This is a genomic window from Runella aurantiaca (assembly GCF_003339505.1).
Classification (GTDB): domain Bacteria; phylum Bacteroidota; class Bacteroidia; order Cytophagales; family Spirosomataceae; genus Runella; species Runella aurantiaca.
In genome coordinates this window covers 1-18,575 of record NZ_QPIW01000021.1, presented here as the reverse complement: position 1 = coordinate 18,575, position 18,575 = coordinate 1, and the positions used below count along the sequence as shown (strand labels likewise).

The 18,575-nt window shown below is 45.0% G+C and carries 13 protein-coding genes; 7 read left to right on the top strand and 6 right to left on the bottom strand.

Annotated features, from left to right (window positions below; translation table 11 throughout):
- The first annotated feature begins 36 nt into the window (after nt 1-36).
- From DVG78_RS21060 to DVG78_RS21050, 3 genes are all read left to right on the top strand, one after another.
- Nucleotides 37-2,430, top strand: a complete 2,394-nt coding sequence (locus DVG78_RS21060) for a glycoside hydrolase family 127 protein (protein ID WP_114463072.1) — start codon at nt 37-39, stop codon at nt 2,428-2,430.
- 60 nt (nt 2,431-2,490) lie between these two features.
- The gene (locus DVG78_RS21055; protein ID WP_114463016.1) at nt 2,491-4,509 is read left to right on the top strand and encodes an alpha-amylase family protein; all 2,019 of its coding nucleotides are present in this window, start codon (nt 2,491-2,493) and stop codon (nt 4,507-4,509) included.
- A gap of 94 nt (nt 4,510-4,603) precedes the next feature.
- Nucleotides 4,604-5,083: an META domain-containing protein gene (locus DVG78_RS21050; protein WP_114463015.1), complete on the top strand. Its 480-nt coding sequence runs from the start codon at nt 4,604-4,606 to the stop codon at nt 5,081-5,083.
- Between the two features lie 763 nt (nt 5,084-5,846).
- Here DVG78_RS21050 and DVG78_RS21045 read toward each other — a convergent pair.
- The 6 genes from DVG78_RS21045 to DVG78_RS21020 all read right to left on the bottom strand — a co-directional run bounded on the left by DVG78_RS21045 (nt 5,847) and on the right by DVG78_RS21020 (nt 14,170).
- Complete coding sequence (locus tag DVG78_RS21045; protein ID WP_147277138.1) at nt 5,847-7,160, bottom strand: ArnT family glycosyltransferase; 1,314 nt, start codon at nt 7,158-7,160, stop codon at nt 5,847-5,849.
- A gap of 11 nt (nt 7,161-7,171) precedes the next feature.
- Nucleotides 7,172-7,816, bottom strand: a complete 645-nt coding sequence (locus DVG78_RS21040; RefSeq protein ID WP_114463013.1) for an FkbM family methyltransferase — start codon at nt 7,814-7,816, stop codon at nt 7,172-7,174.
- A 33-nt stretch (nt 7,817-7,849) separates the two neighbouring features.
- Nucleotides 7,850-9,346, bottom strand: a complete 1,497-nt coding sequence (locus DVG78_RS21035) for an oligosaccharide flippase family protein (RefSeq protein ID WP_114463012.1) — start codon at nt 9,344-9,346, stop codon at nt 7,850-7,852.
- A 29-nt stretch (nt 9,347-9,375) separates the two neighbouring features.
- Complete coding sequence (gene wecB / locus DVG78_RS21030; protein ID WP_114463011.1) at nt 9,376-10,479, bottom strand: non-hydrolyzing UDP-N-acetylglucosamine 2-epimerase; 1,104 nt, start codon at nt 10,477-10,479, stop codon at nt 9,376-9,378.
- The gene (locus DVG78_RS21025) at nt 10,476-11,687 is read right to left on the bottom strand and encodes a glycosyltransferase family 4 protein (protein ID WP_114463010.1); all 1,212 of its coding nucleotides are present in this window, start codon (nt 11,685-11,687) and stop codon (nt 10,476-10,478) included. Before DVG78_RS21025 ends, wecB begins: the two co-directional genes overlap by 4 nt.
- An 83-nt stretch (nt 11,688-11,770) precedes the next feature.
- On the bottom strand, nt 11,771-14,170 hold the full coding sequence (locus DVG78_RS21020; protein WP_114463009.1) for a penicillin acylase family protein: 2,400 nt from the start codon (nt 14,168-14,170) through the stop codon (nt 11,771-11,773).
- A 140-nt stretch (nt 14,171-14,310) separates the two neighbouring features.
- Between DVG78_RS21020 and DVG78_RS21015 the strand changes: the two genes are divergently transcribed.
- The 4 genes from DVG78_RS21015 (at nt 14,311) to DVG78_RS21000 (ending at nt 18,433) form a co-directional block, all read left to right on the top strand.
- Nucleotides 14,311-14,658 (top strand): single-stranded DNA-binding protein, encoded by a 348-nt coding sequence (locus DVG78_RS21015; protein ID WP_114463008.1) that lies wholly within the window; start codon nt 14,311-14,313, stop codon nt 14,656-14,658.
- A complete protein-coding gene (locus DVG78_RS21010) occupies nt 14,651-15,730 on the top strand; it encodes a tyrosine-type recombinase/integrase (RefSeq protein ID WP_114463007.1) in 1,080 nt (359 codons plus the stop codon). Before DVG78_RS21015 ends, DVG78_RS21010 begins: the two co-directional genes overlap by 8 nt.
- A 287-nt stretch (nt 15,731-16,017) precedes the next feature.
- Nucleotides 16,018-16,911, top strand: a complete 894-nt coding sequence (locus DVG78_RS21005) for an alpha/beta fold hydrolase (RefSeq protein ID WP_114463006.1) — start codon at nt 16,018-16,020, stop codon at nt 16,909-16,911.
- A 190-nt stretch (nt 16,912-17,101) separates the two neighbouring features.
- Entirely contained in the window at nt 17,102-18,433 is a 1,332-nt protein-coding gene (locus tag DVG78_RS21000) for an alpha/beta fold hydrolase (protein ID WP_114463005.1), read from the top strand.
- Nucleotides 18,434-18,575 lie beyond the last annotated feature (142 nt).

Here is an 18,575-nt window from a genome sequence, read left to right as displayed (position 1 = left end):
TTTCAGAATGATAAAATCGGATTCCAAATGATAAACATGGTAAAATTAAAAACGGCAGTCCTCTTTTGGTTCGTCATTTTCGTTACGAACACCGTCAAAAGCCAACCCAAGGGCGATTATCCCATTCAACCCGTGCCATTTACGGCGGTGAAGGTCAATGATCAGTTTTGGGCGCCGCGCATCAAACGCAACCACGACGTCACGATTCCGATTGCCTTAGAGCAGTGCTACAACACGGGGCGCGTCAACAATTTTTTGTTTGCTGCCAAAATCAAATCGGGCAAGTTTTGCACCGAATACCCTTTTGACGATACCGATATTTACAAAATCTTGGAAGGAGCCAGTTTTTCGTTGCAAACATTCCCCGATAAACATTTGGAAGCCCGCCTTGACACGCTCATCGAATACGTGGGCAAAGCGCAAGAACCCGACGGATATTTATATACCAATCGAACCATCGACCCTCTGCACACGCACCCTTGGTCGGGCCTGAAACGCTGGGAAAAAGAGTCTGATTTGAGCCATGAATTGTACAACAGCGGGCATTTGATTGAGGCCGCGGTGGCGCATTTTCAGGCCACAGGCAAAAAAACGTTGTTAAACATTGCCATCAAAAACGCGGATTTACTCTGCCGTGAATTTGGCCCCGGCAAGTTGGACCACGCGCCTGGCCACCAAATCATCGAAATGGCGTTGGTAAAACTCTACCGCACCACGAATCAAAAGAAGTACCTTGATTTGGCTAAATTTTTTCTGGACGTACGGGGCAAAGGCAAAGAATACAGCCAAGACCATAAAAAGGTGACGGAACAAACGGAGGCCGTCGGACACGCCGTTCGCGCCACTTACATGTACGCTGGCATGGCCGACGTAGCCGCCATCACGGGCGACAAAGCCTATCTCAACGCCATTGATAAAATCTGGGAAGACATCATCGACGACAAGTTTTACCTCACGGGGGGCATTGGCGCGGCAGGTGGCCACGAAGGATTTGGCGCACCGTACGAATTGCCGAATATGTCGGCCTACAATGAAACCTGTGCCTCCATTGGCAATATTTATTGGAATTACCGCCTTTTTCTACTCCACGGCGATGCCCGTTTTTACGATGTGCTGGAACGCACGCTGTACAATGGCATGGTGTCGGGGGTATCGCTCAGCGGCGACCGCTTTTTTTATCCCAATCCGCTCGAATCCTTGGGGCAACATTCACGGAGTGCGTGGTTTGGTTGCGCCTGTTGCCCGAGCAACGTGTGTCGGTTTATCCCGTCGGTTCCGGGTTATGTTTATGCCCAACAAAATGACCGCGTTTTTGCCAATTTGTTCATGAGCAGTAACGCCGAAATCATGCTCAACGAAACCGCAGTCCAGATTACCCAAACGACCAATTATCCGTGGAACGGCACGGTTGATTTCACCTTAAACCCCGCCAAACGCAAAAATTTTGAGATGGCCATTCGGATACCCGGCTGGGCGCAAAACCAACCACTACCGAGCGACTTATATTCTTTTACGAAGAAAGATGATACTCCTTTTACCTTGATGGTCAACGGCAAACCCGCCGCGTACCAACTCGAAAATGGATACGCTGTTCTCAAAAGAGAATGGAAAAAAGGCGACGTTATCCACCTGACTTTACCGATGCCCGTTCGGCAAGTAGCCGCCAATAAAAAAGTGGTTGCTGACCAAGACAAAATTGCGCTTCAACGCGGCCCGATTGTGTATTGTGCCGAATGGCCAGAACATTCGGAAGGTCGGGTACTCAACTTGGTGGTCAACCCCGAAACCGCTTTTACGGCCAGCTATCGACCTGATTTTCTGGACGGTGTCACGGTGATTAAAGCTGAAGTTGAACAATCCAAACGGACGATTGACAATCAAATCAACGTCTCCAAGACTACTTTTGAAGCCATTCCTTATTACGCATGGGCCAACCGTGGGCCGGGTGAAATGGCTGTTTGGTTTGGTACAAAACCTTCCGCTTCTCGCCCCCTTCCCGCCCCCACGATTGCATCCAGAAGTAAGCTGTCGGCCTCGCACGTGACCAAAACCCTCATCGCGCTCAACGACCAAGCCGAGCCCAAAAACTCCAACGACCACGACAATATTTACTACCACTGGTGGCCCATGAAAGATACACTTCAATGGGTCCAATACACGTTTGATAAACCTGAGACCATTTCATCCACCAACGTTTATTGGTTTGACGACGGCCCGTGGGGCGGGTGCCGCGTGCCTGCTTCGTGGCGGTTACTATACCAAAACGAATCAGGAGAATGGAAACCCGTTCAATCCAAAGGCCCGTTTGGGATAGCAAAAGACCAATATAATGAGCTTTACTTTGAACCCGTAACGGCCAAAGCATTGAAAATGGAAGTGATGCTGCCTAAGGAGTACGCCGGAGGGATTATTGAATGGTCTGTAAAGTAATATGCGGGATTTTTTGCACTTTTCCCCATAAAAATATTATTTTGCTGCCTTACACAACCTATGATGAATATTCCCGACACCACCAGTACACCTACGCGCGAAGCGTACGTGGCAGATTGGCGTAGCAATTATCACCTGCATCTTACTGACTATGAGCGCTCCAGAGCTTCGTTTGTAGCTGGTTTGTTGCCCGAATTCGCCACCAAATTCGACGTTTTTCAGGTGTTAAACATCCTGCAAAAAAAACTCGGCACCGAGACGATGATGCGGGCGCTCAACCCGAACGAAACAATTTTATCCCCATTGGCCACTCAAAAAGACAGCCAATGGCTCAAAAAATCCAACATGGTCGGCGTCAATGTGCGGACTATTGGTAGCTTTTGGAACGTCGTCGGCTATGCGCTTACCCTGCCCAAGTTCCACGATTCCATTCACCTTCTACCCATTTGGGAGCCAGGCGTGGTGGGAAGTTTGTACGGAAAAGTAAGCTGGAACATCAACCAAGAATTTTACAGTTGGCCCCTTCAACAAGCCCTACCGTGGTTGGATACCGTAGAAAAACAACTGAAAGCGGTCGTTAATTTACTGCACGCCCTGGGCAAAACTGTGGGCTTGGACGTGATTCCCCACACTGACCGTTTTTCGGAAATTGCGCTGATTCATCCCCGTCTTTTTGAGTGGGTACGCCGCGAGGGTGGTCGACTGACCGACCATTCGGAGCATATTTGGCAGCAAGTAGAAGACGTGATTTGGCAACACCTCCACAACTGCGGCACCGCCGACGGCAGTGGATTGCATTTTGATAAATCTGTTCTGTTTGACCCGAGCATTCCCTTGCTAAATGATAAACGACGACAGGAGATTATTTTTGGTTTTGACCAACAACAACGATTGCACCGACGCATTGAGTTGATGAAGGATTTGCTTGCCCACGGCTTCGAAACCCTGCCCATGACCATGGCACCACCCTACCGGGGGCTGCATATCAATCCAGAAGTTTTTGTCCTTGACGAGCGCGGAACACAGTGGTTTCAATACGATTTTGACCATCCTGAGGGTATGTCGAGGGTGTTTGGGCCGCTGACGCGCTACCGCTTTTATCATTCTAAAAATGACAATCAGCACTGGGAACTGGATTTTGAGCGCCCAAATATCGACGCGTGGAATTACTTTTCAAGAAAATACCTTGAATGCCAGCAGGAATTCAATTTTGATTTTATGCGCGGCGACATGGCTCACGTACAAATGCGCCCCGAGGGTGTTCCTGCCCAACCTGATGCTTTTTACGACCCGCTGAGTGCCGTTAAAAAATACATTCAACGACGCGGAGCACCCCACTTTGCGTTTTATGCCGAGACCTTCATTGCTCCTCCCAACGTGATGGGCTACGGCGATGAGTTTGACCATTTGGAAGCCATCCACGCCGACGCTACGCTCGGGGATTTGCAGGCAGCGGTCATCGACTCCACCGAATTCCAGGAGCGTTTTACGTTGTATGACCAATTGCTCCGCAGCCGCACTTTTGCCCCTAGTTTTACGATTATCACGGCCGACAAAGACGATCCGCGTTTTGATGAATTTTACCGAACGGGCAACCTCCTACGCTATTTTGTTGGAATATTCCTCACCGATATGCCAAGTTATTACAGCCTTGGATTTGAGGTACGAAACCTTCACTTAACGCGAGGGAAAAACGAAGAATATACCAAACTGTACGTTTTTCAAATTCACGACGATGCCGAAACCGACAAAGTAACCCACGGGCCGTTTGAATGGGGTGAAAACATGACGCAGTTCCGTGAAATCAACGACTTACGTATTTTTGCGGAAACGATTTGGAAACAAATTGCCGACCGAGAAATCAAGTGGCTCCTGCCACCCCATGTTACAAAAACACTTGTCGCATGGACACACGCCACCGCTCCTACGTACATTTTTGTTGCTAATTTTGACAGTCAATCGGGCGCGTCTTTGGAAAACATTAACCTTACTGGTTACGACTTGGTGTTTCAAACTGCTCCCGCACCAGAAGGCCAAATTGCACCCGTTAGTGGACAGGTGTATAAAATCAGGAAGTAATTCCAACCAAAAAAGGCTTGGTTGCGTCTTTTTTACGACCCTGCATGATTTTTTCAACGCAGGGTTGTAAACAACCAAAAAAACGCTTTTAGCCATGATTAAAATCCCTTTTTTTGCCGTGCTATTGCTCCTGTGTGTGAGCTGTGCGAAAACGAGCGTTACGATTGAAGATGAATTGCAAGCCGCCAAAAACGTCACAAATGCCCGCGTAAATTTTAATAAATTGCCTGGAACGTGGACGTTTACGGAGTACTTGAAAGACAAAACGGTTCCCGCCAACGGCGAAGCTTCCGTTGAGTTTGCCACCTCCGAAACTACGGATAAGTTGCAAGTAAACGGACGCGCCTTTGTGAATTTTTACAATACCTATTTTACGTTTAACGAAGCTAAATCTACCATCGAGGTCGTTGCACCCATCAGTACGACCAAAATGGCTGGCACGCCCGAAATGATGAAAGCCGAGTTTAATTTCCTCAATAATCTAAAAAACGTGACCAAATTTTCGGTCGACGGCACTTCGCTTAAACTTTACGTGGGAGAGCCTGTTTCTGAAATTATGTATTTTAAACGCTAAAATACCTTTCTATTTTTAGACACTGGCTTGGGGGTATTTGTACTCCAAGCCAGTGTTTTTTTTATGAATTCAATCTTAAAAATGAAGATTATTTCTTTCTGTATTTGCGCCAATTTGATTGGCATCTTCGGAAATTCTTAACCCCAGAACCCCACCGCCTAGTATGATGGCAAAATAGATTGGAATAAGCCTGATTTGACACATTTTAAGCTATCTTATCAAGATGAAACAGTCATGGTTTATGATATCTTAGCTTACTGTATGTCCTTAAAACGCAAAATCAGAATCGCTTTTTGCCAATTCTTAACTCATGATTTTCGAGTGAGTTCCTACAAAATCTATGCTTGTACTGACTTGGCGCTGCCTGCCTTACTAATCCGGCAATATTACAAGGCTCGTTTTCAACCGCACGAGCGGCCCCGAAGAATTCCTGATTCGGGATGCCAAGCAGTTCACCAGTTTGCAAGATTGCCAAGCTCGCTCTGTCAATAAGTTAGAGTACCATTGGAATACATCTTTAACCGCAATCAATATTGCCAAGTTTGAGCCGCATAGGCGGGCCGAATTGGTTGGATGCTTCCAAGCACCAACAGCAACCCTTTTCTATGGCAGATGTTAAGACGCTCTATCATAATCAGTTACTTATCGAACGATTTTTACAATCTTTCCTGAGGTGGCAGAGTTAACTAAAAATAACCCCAAAATCAAAGACCTCTATGCTTTTGGCTCTATTGCCGCTTAATTAGTACCGAACTATTGTTTTTCATCGAGTTATCTCTTTATTTTTTCGACTGAGTTTTTTTTCAAAAACCACAATTGGCGCAAATAAGATCAGCGAAATCACCAGATATGGGTACTTATAGCGAAGATTTCCTTGCGACCCAACGTAGGTCATCAGAAAGCCTAAAAAAGTAAAACCATTGATGATCCAAACAATCAGCGGGGCGGTGTGGCGGCGACGCCAATAATAAATCAATTGATACCCCCACAATCCTAACAGCAGTAAGTAATACGCAAATTGAAAGGTATGAATTGCCAGAAAAGCAGCACAATAGACCAACGATTGTTGCCAAAACTGCCGCTGTTGGCGAGGCAGGCGGGCATCTTTAATAAAACGTTCAAAACTCCAATTTGGATCTCCCAACAGCGGGCTAATGGCGATGTCATCGTTTACAAAGGTGGTCTTAATTTTATGAGGCCAAAAGGAAAACCATTTTGTCGGATGACTCATAATCCATTGTACAGCACGGGCTTGGATGTATTCCCCTTTTTCATAAAACGTCTTTTTGGATAGATAAACTGAATCATTTTTGAGAATGGAATCATTGTACACGCCCGTAGCTCCGTCAAACCCACTCATGAGCAGATTGATAGGCCCCGTGGTGGTCGAATACACGAACTGCCCCGTTTGCGACTTGCTGTACATGCCCATCGGCACCACAAACAGAAATACGCCCAAGACAATTCCTATCAGTTGCGTGTAGTTATTCCGTTTTTTATACCTCCAAGTCCACAGCCACACCAATCCATACACCAACAGTAATGCTACAATCAACGGACGACACCCCAAAGCAAATCCCGCCATCAGTCCTGACAAAAGGCCCCACGTAAACTCAGGTTTCTGAACATAAAACCAAATACAGAGCAACGTACAGGCCGTAAACGTCAATTCACTTAAATTGAGCACCACCAACCCTAAGCTGTTTAGGTACAGCACGTACATCCACGCCACTATCCAAGCGCTTTGTTCTCCAAAAAATTTGAGGGTAAGCCGATACACCAAATACAATTGTGTCAAATTGGCGGCAGCGTTCAAAAAATGCAGCGTTACGGGTGCGTTATGGATGCGCAAGAATAAGGCTCCTAAATTGACGTGAAACAGGCTTGCCAGCCAAGGGTCATAAATGGTTTGTGGATACGGAAACCACGTATGCATTTGGGCCGTCTGGCTTGCCCACGTAAAATAAACCAATGAATCGCTGCGAAGGGGGTACTTGCGAAACACCGCAAAACCCACGCAGATAACGGCATATATGCCAAACAACCACCAAAAACGTTTAGTCGGTTTAGTGTCCATGACCTGTGCTGTCAAATGTCTAAACAATTTGTATCTCGGTAAAAAATTGTGGTGCAGGTAAGGTGCGATACAATAGGAGCCATTCCGTAAAAATCAATCCAACGAAATCCAAGGGCACGCATAAACCCCTTGACTTCGGCATAACTTTCCCGCTCAGAATTATCTAAAATCAAGACACCGTCGGCGGTCAAAAAATCCACTGAAAACCGCATACAATCTACACGCTTTCGCCCATCCACGACGATAATCTGATACTTTTTACCCGATATTTGTACGGCGCTGACGTATTTTTCACCCAATGCTCGGTAAGTTACCTCGGCATTGGGTGGAAGTTGGCGCCCTACTTCCTTTACCCATTCTTCATCGTTCTCTACTGCCTGCACCGACTGTACCTGAGCGGCATACCAGCGGGTAGAGTTACCCGAGCCGTACTCAAACACATCAAAATGGTTTTTCAAACGCGGTTGAATAAACGCAATAAACGGGTATGTACACCAAGGAAGCGGGTTTCCTGCGGCATCCACCGAGCGCTTAGTATGAAAACTTCTAAACCAACCGTTGTTTTTCAACTCACTTTCTAAATACAACTGCACACTTCCTCCCAATTTCAACGCGTTCAGCCATTGCCAAACCTGTTTTTTTAATGCCTTAATCATTGTCTGATTATCTATCAATTTTTAGTAAACAACTCACTTAAACCGCGCCAAAACCGTGTCAATTAGACCGTTAATTTCTTCCGAAATACGCCATTTCCACACATAAAAACCCAACAGACCACAAACCACACCCGTACGAACCACAATCCATGTCATGGCCATCAGGGGCGTTTGGGTATGCGCAGGAACCAAATACGAAAACAAAAATACCACTCCAAACACTGCTAAAATTTGAATACTTTGCGCCGAATAAGGTGAAATACCAAAACGATATTTGATATATCCCACCCGCAATACTGAATAGACCAACGTTGTAAACGAGGTGGCAATCGCGGCCCCGATAAAACCATAGGAAGAAATCAGCCAAAGATTCAGAAAAAAACCCAAAAGGGCCGTAAAAATGATAATCCAAGTGGCCATCCGATAATATTTTGAGTACAGAATGATTTCTGTATTGAGACCAGCCGCCATATCAAACAGCTTCGTTATCAACAGAAAAAGAACCACGTATTTTCCTTCGCCGTACACATTACTTTTGGGCAACAGATAGAAAATATCATCAATGTTGACCCATATCAGCAGAAAAACCAACCCGCCACTGAGCAATAAATGCAAAGCCGTTTTACGGTTCATTTTTTCCAATTGCACAAAATCATCATTGCGTAAATGCTGCGTTAGAATCGGAATGGAAATCTGGGCCAATGCCTTTCGTGGAATTTCGATGACACTCGCCAGGTAAGAAGCCACAATGAAAATTCCCGCATTGACCAAATCACGCTCCCCCGCCAGCATGGTTCGATCAATAAATAAAATAACGTTTACGCCCAACGCACCCAAAACAGTAAATGAACCATATCCCAGCATTTGTTTAAAAAGCGGTCGGGTAAGAATCGTCTGGTTGGGCCAGCGCCAATAGCCTTTCCCTAAAATACCGATGTAAATAATCAGCAAAATCACCGCAAATCCGTAAGCGGCGATAATGAGGTAGAGCATCCAGTCAAAATTGATCCAGCCTATCCCAAAAATAACCACCAACAAGACATTGGCTACCCGCAAATATACCTCCCGAATAAACATCGGTACGGCAATGCGGGAGTTGTTTCGGCAATAAGCATCTAAGACCGTAATGTAAATCCAAAAAACGGTTAGCGGAATTACCAAGAAGTGATAATCAACCAATAAGGCGGAGTTTTTGGAAAAATACCTCACAATCAAGGGGGTAAACAACCAATATGCAAGCGCAAAAAGAACAACGCCCACCAAGGGCAACATCAACAAAAAGCTCAGAATACCGCCGTGTTTTTCGTCGTCGTTTCGAAACAAACTAAAGTATCGGTCTACAATGAAAGGAGTGCCCAAATGCGCAAATGAGGCAAACAAAAGGCTATTCTCAAAGAGAATACGCGACAACGCATACTGCTCTACCGACAAAAACTCGGTAGAAACGTACATCTGATTGATTACTCCTACCAACACGCCCAAATAGGAGCCTACACCAGCTTTGAGACTTTGACGAACAACAATACCCACAGGCGTTTATTATGGTTAAACTAAGATCGTTATTGATTGAATTTTTCCACCAAAATCTCCGCAATTCGCTCGGCGGCGTGGCCGTCCCAAAGCGGCGGAATAACGCCTTTCTTGGCCCGACCTTCGAGGGTCTCGATTACTTTTTCGTGTACAGTCACGGGGTTCAAATCGGCCAATAATTGATTGGTTCCGAGTTCGACCGTCACAGGGCGCTCTGTGCTATCGCGGAAGGTCAGGCAAGGCACCTGCAAATAAGTCGTTTCTTCTTGAATACCGCCCGAGTCGGTGATGACCAAGGCCGCGTTTTCCATCAAATTTAAAAACTCCAAATAGCCCTGCGGCTCGGTCAAAATCAGGCCCTCAATCGCGTCTAATTTTGCTTTTAAGCCAAATCTTTCAATGTTATTTTTGGTCCGGGGGTGAATCGGAAATAGTACTTTTTTGTAGGGTGTCGTGTTTTCAATAATCTGCAAAATACTCGTCAGCCCTTCGGCGGTATCGACATTGGCGGGGCGATGCATGGTCATCAATACATAAGAATGGGCGGAGGCAAGCCCCACCCCTCCCAATACATTCATCTGGCTGGCTTTCTGACGATAATACACCAGCGAATCAATCATGCAATTGCCCACCATAAATACTTTTTCGGCGGGCACGCCTTCGTGTTTGAGGTTGTCAATCCCTGCCTGTTCGGTCACAAACAGATAATCCGAAATACTGTCGGTCAAAATACGGTTGATTTCTTCGGGCATTCGACGGTCGCCACTCCGCAATCCCGCTTCAACGTGCGCAATCGGAATGTGCATTTTGGTTGCCACCAACGCACAGGCAATGGTGGAGGTAACATCACCCACCACCAACACCAAGTCAGGCTGCTCGGCTTCTACCACTTTTTCAAACTCCAACATGATTTTGGCCGTTTGTTGGGTGTGCGAGCCGCCGCCGATTCCCAGAAAATAATCGGGCTTGGGCAATTCGAGTTGGTTAAAAAATACATCCGACATCTTGGCATCGTAATGCTGCCCCGTGTGTACAATTTTTGATTCAATCTCGCTTTTTCGCTGAAAAGCACGATGCAGCGGCGCTACTTTCATAAAATTTGGCCGTGCGCCTACAATGTTAAGAATTTTCATTTCTTGGTTACGAATTCAAATACGTGACGATACCCTTCGATAACGGTTTGTATATTTATTTCCTCTTTGATAATCTCCAATGAACGTTGGCCAAAGGCCCGAACCCGCTCGGGATTTGCCAATAACAAATCCAAAACTCGTGCCAAATCAGCGGCATTTCCGTTGTTGAAATAGTACCCGTTGGTTCCTTCGCGTACCAAGCGTTTTTCGGTGCCGTCGGCCACCGAGCACACCACCGGTTTAGCAAAACACATGGCGTCGTTGATAGACAAGCCGCCCATTCCGCCCAGCACGTACACCGCCGACTCGTGCAAATATTGCCCCAAATCTCCTGAATTGTACACTCCTCCCACAAAACGCACCGCTTCTGCCAGTCCTGCCTCCGCCGCCTGTATTTTCAGTTTTTCTAGCTCTGGCCCAAAGCCTACCACCACCAACTCAATGCCGGGATAGGTTGGTTGTAGTTTTTTTACGGCTTCAATAATCAAATCCACGCGTTTCCACTGCACCAAGCGCCCCACGTGAATCAGGCGGTGGGGATTGGGGGGCAGAATAGAAGGTTGTTTTTTGACCGTTTCAAACGACGCCAATAGTTCGTCGGTATCAGGGGAGTTAGAAATAACAAATATCTTCTCTGACGGCACGCCGTAGCTACCAATGATTTCGTGGGCTTCGTCGATGTAGTTGATGTGGGCATCGGCCAAAGGCAAATTCAAACGGCGCAGTAAAGAGGCAATCCAAAAAAGAATAAAGCCAATCCAAGTTTTGTTGGAATCCTGAAAATTTTCGGAGAGAAACTGAGGAGAGAAATAGAACTCTTTGACCCGCCCCCAAATGGCGTAGTTGAACGGAATATCCCGGGCAATGAGCTTGGCCCCCAACCTCCGCAAACGCCAATAAAAGAACGGATTGAGGGTGAGATACAGAAAATACGGCCAAGTGGTAATCACCACAATATCAGGATGAAAGGCTCTGAGCGTGGGCAACAAATCCTTAAAAAAAGGTTTGCCGTACCAGGCGCGGTATTCTTCCAACTCAACCACCCGAAACAGCGCATTGTCGGTTTCTTCCTTTACGGCCGCCCCCGTTGCTTTCCCTTTTTGGGCGGGTTTTATCATCAAAATCTCGTACCCAGTTCCCGCCACAATCTTGTTCAGAATGAGCTTAAAGTAGTGGGGCAAAGCGGGCATTACAAAACAAACACGCATCTCGTTCTGAATTAGAATAACGCCGACGAGCTAGGCTAAAAAATCCCGTCGGCGTTATTTTTGAGGCGCAAATGTACAAATTTCTAGTTAGGCTTCAGCGTCCAAGTTCGGTCGGCTACTTGCTTAATTTTGTCTTTGGAAAAATATACGGGGAAATAACCGTCTTTGGCCCATAATTCAAACAAATCGGCATAATGCGGATCGTCGGGGTTGGCCGATTGGCCGGGGCTGTTGATTCCCAAGGTTTTGTCCCAATTTTCGGTATCTACCAAAATCCGAAACGAAGCGCCATGCTCCTGATTGAGGTTGTTGCCCGTATTGCCCACCACTTCGCCGTAGCCGCCGCGCGGCAAGGGGCCGAGGTTAATTTTGGCGCGTTGCTCCTCACCTACCCACTCGCTGAGCGCGTGCGTGAGCTTAATGTGTTTGTTTTTAGCTTGTCCATACTGCCATTGATCCATGTTATTGCCCAACCGTACAATGAGTACCTGAATTGCTTTATCTAAACTATTCACCAACAACTCATTACGCGCTTGAATGGGGTCTATACCAAACTCAGGACGGGGCGTAATAACCCAATCTACGAGCCGCTTGGTGGGCAACGTTTTAAAATAGGTCTGAATATTTTGGGGGACGGTCAGTTGATAAACGGCCTTTTTTAATTCCGTTTCCCACTGTACATAAATGGCCGCCGCCGTCGAATTGGGCTTCAGTTGATAATCCCACGCCTGCAAAAGCGCCTTGGCTTTCGCCACTTCGTTGCTTTCTTTGGCCGCATTGTTATTCAGAGCATTGATTAAAACAGGCACCAGCGTTCGGGCCGTTCCAGAGAGATAATCGGTTTGCAAGGTCGCGAAATCCTGCAACGACATACGCTTTCCGGCGTTCAGCACTTCTTCGATGCGGTGCGCCCGCACGGGGTTTGCCCACGTCCAGCCGATGGCGTTGCGATTGGGGAAATCAACGGGCGTCATGTTGTTATTGGCCGTGACCACGTAGCCTTGGGCGGGGTCTTTTTTATTAGGCAACAGCTGAATAGGTAAATAACCCGCCCACTCGTAGCGGCCGTCACCGGGCACGGGCACAAGCCCCGCCCAGTTTTTGCGAATGGGCGAAATCCCCACCGCCTGCCAGCCGATGTGGCCGTTTTTGTCGGCATAAATCATGTTTTCGCCCGGAATACGGCTAAAACTGCACGCCGTCCGAAACTCTTCCCACGTACGCGCTTGGTTCATGCGCAAACTCGCCAAATAGGGTGCACAACCCACCTCCAACCAACCCGCCCGCACGGCGTACAGTTTGTTTTTGGCCCCTTCTTCAAACACCACCGGCCCGTGACGAGTATACTTGAGCGTTATTACCTCAGGCGAATCGTTGGCTACTTTAATTGTGTCTTTCAGGATTTTAAGGTTTTCCCATTTCCCTTGGTACTTGTACTGATTCGGATTTTGGGGATTGGTTTCGTAGACGTACAGGTCTTCATTATCGGTTTCAAAAATGGTCAATCCCCACGAAGCCACTTCGTTGTGGCCAATCGAAACGCCCGGTAAGGAAGGTTCGCCCGCCCCCACGACGTTCCAGCCCGGGGCGTGCAAATGCACCCAATACCGCAACGACGGCACCGATTGCGCGCGGTGAGGGTCATTGGCCAGCATCGGATAGCCGCTTTGGGCGCGGTGGCCGCTGATAATCCAGTTGTTGGAGCCGACGTTGGCTTTTTCTTCTTCGTACCAACTGTCAAAATCAAACGCGGGCGTGTGGCTCGCCTTTTTATCATCTTTGACAAATTTCAAAGGCGCCCGAAAGGCTTCGTACAATTCGAGAATGGGCTGAAAAAGGTCTTCGCCCTGCACGGTTTTGTCCAAAGTTAAATTGGGTTCGTTGGCGGTTTTGGCGGGGTGAAACCACTGCAATTCACGCAGCTTTTCGGCACCCACCAACTGCACAATTCGGGCATTGTTGAGTTCGTCTTTGACGTTGCTCAGCAATCCCTGATGGCGACTGATGACGATTTCGGGTGTCCAGTAGTCGGGCAGGGTGTTCAAGACTTTAAATTCAAACGGAAGTTTTTCGGGCGTTTGTCGCATCTCGCGGATATAGGCGTTGATTCCTTCCACAAAGGCATTGATGATGAGCGCACTACGTGGATGGTAATGCGCCAACTCCGCCGTAAGATTGCCCCTAAATTTAAACAATCGACTGCCAATGTCGCGTTTCAATTCTTTTTTTCCGAGCAGTTCGGCCACGGTTCCCGTGGCTTGTCGCCGCCAGATTTCGAGTTGAAACAGGCGGTCGGAAGCGGCCACGTAGCCCTGCGCCATAAACAGGTCATGGTCGTTTTGGGCGTAAATGTGGGAGATTCCCCAGCGGTCGCGGATGACCTCAACGGGTTGTTGGAGGCCTTTGATGGTGAGGGTTTGGGCGCAGGAACCCGCGCAACGCACGAACAGCCCCACCGCAAGCAGTAGTATAAATCGTTTCAAGGGATATAGTTAGGTTAATGAAACCTAATGTTAGTAAAATTTGGAAGAATTCTCAAGAAATAGCGACGAAACCGTTTTGATGAGTGACTATTTAAACAGAATGTGTTCTAAAGAGCATATTGTCACTAATCTATTTCAACATGAGAGGACTTAACCGCGTAACTTTAATTGGAAATCTTGGTAATGTGCCTGAATTTCAGGCCTTAGAAGGCGGAGTAAGCGTAGCTAAGTTTTCGCTGGCCACCACTGAAACTTTCAAAGACAAAAATGGTCAAAACCACAGCGATACAGAATGGCATACGGTGGTACTTTGGCGAAGTTTGGCCGACCTCGCTCATCAATACTTAAAAAAAGGCAGTTCGGTATATGTGGAAGGCAAGTTGAAAACGCGTAATTATGATGTTAAAGACGGCAGCAAAAGGTACGTAACCGAGATCATTGCCGACCAAATAATCATTCTGGATAAACGGACTAACGCTGATGAATGACTTAGCCCCAATACCCGCAAATTGGCAATTTGAATTGACCAAACACGAAGGCAAATCTGTAATTTTGATTCGGTTTGAATACAATACTGAGCACTATCGCCTCATTCGTAGCATAATAGGTGTACGCTGGAATAGCACTCAAAAAGCGTGGTATGTCCTTGATACCCCCATGCATCGTGAACGTTTTGGTATCAAAATTGAGCCTGTCGGCAAAGAAGTGCTGTTACACATTCATCCGCTCAATCAACTTGCATTATATACCTTTATTGAAACCTTAGAGTTAAAGGCATACAGCCAAAGTACTATTACGACGTATCGCAACGAGTTTGCACAATTATTGTATGCCCTTAAAGACAAGCCAGTTGAAGATTTGGATACCGCTCGGCTGCGAAGTTATTTTTTATATTGCCTCAAAACCCTGAAACTATCCGAAAACACGTTGCACAGCCGTATCAATGCCGTAAAGTTTTATTATGAGCAAGTACTGCATCGCGAGAAATTCTTTTTTGAGATACCTCGTCCCAAAAAGCCCTCTATTTTACCCAAAGTTATCAATGCACAAGACATTAAAAAGCTTTTTATCGCTACAACCAATCTCAAACACAACACCCTGCTCAAACTCTGCTATGGTATGGGATTGCGTGTGAGCGAAATTGTTAATCTCAAAATTACCGACATAGACAGTAAAAACAGACAGGTTTTAATAGAGCGAGCCAAAGGTAAAAAAGATCGTTATGTGAATCTCCCAGAGAGTATTTTGCTCCAACTTCGGGAGTATTATAAAGCTTATAAACCCAAAAAATATCTTTTTGAGGGGCAATACGGTGAACAATACAGTAAGCGCAGTGCCCAGCAGGTGTTTAAAGATGCACTCAAAAAAGCAGCGATTAACAAAGACGTAGGTATACACGGGCTAAGGCACAGCTTTGCGACCCATTTGCTGGAAGCAGGAACCGATGTAAAATTTATTCAAGAGTTACTGGGTCACAACGACATTAAGACCACACTCATTTATACCCATGTAAGTCAAAAAGATATTAAGAGAATCAAAAGTCCATTGGACAGCCTTTAAAAGTAGAGGGTATTAAAACAATACAAAACACGCACTGCGCATTTTGTATTGTTTTAATGATGGATGGTTTCAAAATACATGTTGCGCATTCTGTATTATTTTAAGCCTTTATCTAAGAAAAAATGCAGAAACCAATACACAAAACACTAAAAATCAACAACTTAAAAAACAACCACCTTAAAGGTTGCATTTTATGACGGAAGCATTTACTTTGCATATAAAACGCACAAAACATGCATCAATTAGCGAGTTGTGTGCAATCTTAAACAGACACTCTATAAACTGAAATGGCAATATTGAAACATATTAATGCAGGAGACCTTTCAATTGCATATGAAGAAAGTGGTAATGCAGACGGAACACCTGTAATGCTTATGCACGGCTTTCCTTATGACATTAGAACTTATGATGAAGTTGTAAAATTTTTGTCAGCCGAAAACTGTCGTATTATAGTACCTTATTTGCGTGGATATGGGCAGACAAAGTTTTTATCAACAGACACAATTCGCTCTGGTCAACAAGCTGCATTAGCCTATGACTTAAAAGCATTAATGGATGCCTTATCCATAGAAAAAGCAATTGTTGGTGGTTATGACTGGGGCGGACGAGCTTGTTGTATCGTTTCTGCACTTTTTTCAGAACGTATAATTGGACTTGTTTCAATGGCAGGATACAACATTCAGAATATAGCAAAATTTTCTGAACCTGATTTCCCTGAAATCGAAATGCTAAATTGGTATCAATTTTATTTTCATAGTGAGCGGGGGCGTATTGGTTTGACAAAATTTAGGAAAGAGCTTTGTAGGCTTTTATGGCATAATTGGTCGCCAACTTGGAAATTTGATGATGATACTTTTGATGCGTCAGCAGTTTCATTTAATAATCCCGATTTTGTGGACGTTGTAATACATTCTTACCGACATCGCTATGGATTAGTAAAAGGTGACCCAAAATTTGACGCAATTGAACAATCATTACAAGAGCAACCGACTATAAAAGTACCTGCAATTATTTTGGACGCAGAAGATGACGGAGTTGAACCATTTTCAGGAACTGGCAAGGATGCTAATTTCTTTGAAGGTGGTTATGAAAGAAGAATTATTAAAGGAGTAGGACATAATTTACCACAAGAAGCACCTGCCGACTTTGCCAAAGCGATTTTGACATTTGTTAGACGATGAAAGACTGCACACAACATCGGTTTGGCAATATGGCGGCTGAAGTGCTTCTTTGAGACATTTGTGCAAGGTTCAACAGCAGTAATTCTATTGAACTTTTGTGCTAAAAATCCGCCACATCGCCAAGCCGTAAACCGTTAGCGGTAATTCTGTAAGACACCTTCATTCATTGACAAAACAAATTTTAAGTGAAATGAAAAAAATAAGCTTTCTATCATTATTGGGCTTGCTCACTGTTTTTGCAAAAGGACAAAGTAACTTTTTTGTTCCGCCATTGCCTGAAATGAGCTATGTTTCGGTGGTTGACAAATCAAAATTTCTGGGAGACCGTTGGAGTTATATGGAATCTGGTAAGACAACTTCCCCAGTAATTATGTGTATGCATGGCTATGGAGGAAGTTCTGCTGACTGGCGTTATCAACTTTTTGATTTATCAGATACTTACCATGTGATTGCTTGGAATGCCCCAGGTTATATGTTGTCTGACGAATTAAAAACAAATTACCCATCTGCTAAAGATTATGCAGACGCTTTAAACGATTTTATCCTTGCTTTAAAATTAGACAAGGTCTATTTAATGGGCAATTCGTTTGGTAGTAGAATAGCACAATGTTTTGCATATTATTACCCTGAAAAAGTTATCAAAATAGCATTGGTTGGTCCATCTGCTGGTAAGAGAAATATTTCTTTTGATGATAGAACCAAAACAATAAATATGCGGTATGACCAAATCAAAGATGGTGCTTACGCATTTACAAACAAACGAGTTGAAAATTTATTAGCCCCAAATAGTTCACCTGAACTTATTGAATTAGCAAGAAAAGGCATGAGGGGCGTAAACCCAAGTATGTTTATGAAAGGTGTAAACTTTCTCCTTTCTGAAGACCACTATCCAGAACTTATTTCTAAAAAAGTAACAATGCCAACTTTGCTTATTGCAGGTACAGAGGACAAAATTTCACCAATATCTATTAATGCCGACTCTATACATCACTACTTAAAAAACTCAAAACTTGAAATATTAAAAAACATTGGACACCTTCCACATTTAGAAGCACCTCAAAAGGTGAATAATTTAGTAAGAGATTTTTTTGGAGTAACAAAACCAAACAATGCTAATAAATTTAATCTCAATGACTATCAACAAGCTGTTTATAAAACAATTGACAGCTTAACCAAACAAATTGAATTAATGGTTTTGAAGCAAGATACTATTGCTATGCAAAAATTTTATCCTGACGACATGGTAATTACCAACCCGTTTGGACAAATGATTGATAAAAAAACAATGATTAAACGAGTTAAGGATGGCATTATAAAATATAGTGAGTTTGAAAAGGTTATTGAATATTTCACAATGCCTGACGACAAAACCGCAATAGTTGTCGGCAAAGAAAATGTTACTCCGACAAAAGATGCTAACAGGACTGATGCAGGCAAACACCATGAAAGAAGATTTACGGAAGTATGGGTTTACAGACAATCAAACTGGTTAAGAATTATTAGACATGCAAGCACATTTTAGAAATAGAACTACCGCTAATAACTAAGGTTTCGTGGTGGCCGAAGGCCAAGCCATGAAACCGCTGTTGAACGAAACTCGGGCGGGCGGCCAGCCTAGCGGTGAGTGCTCACCAAACTCTTTTCTTTTGTTATGGAGTTATCGT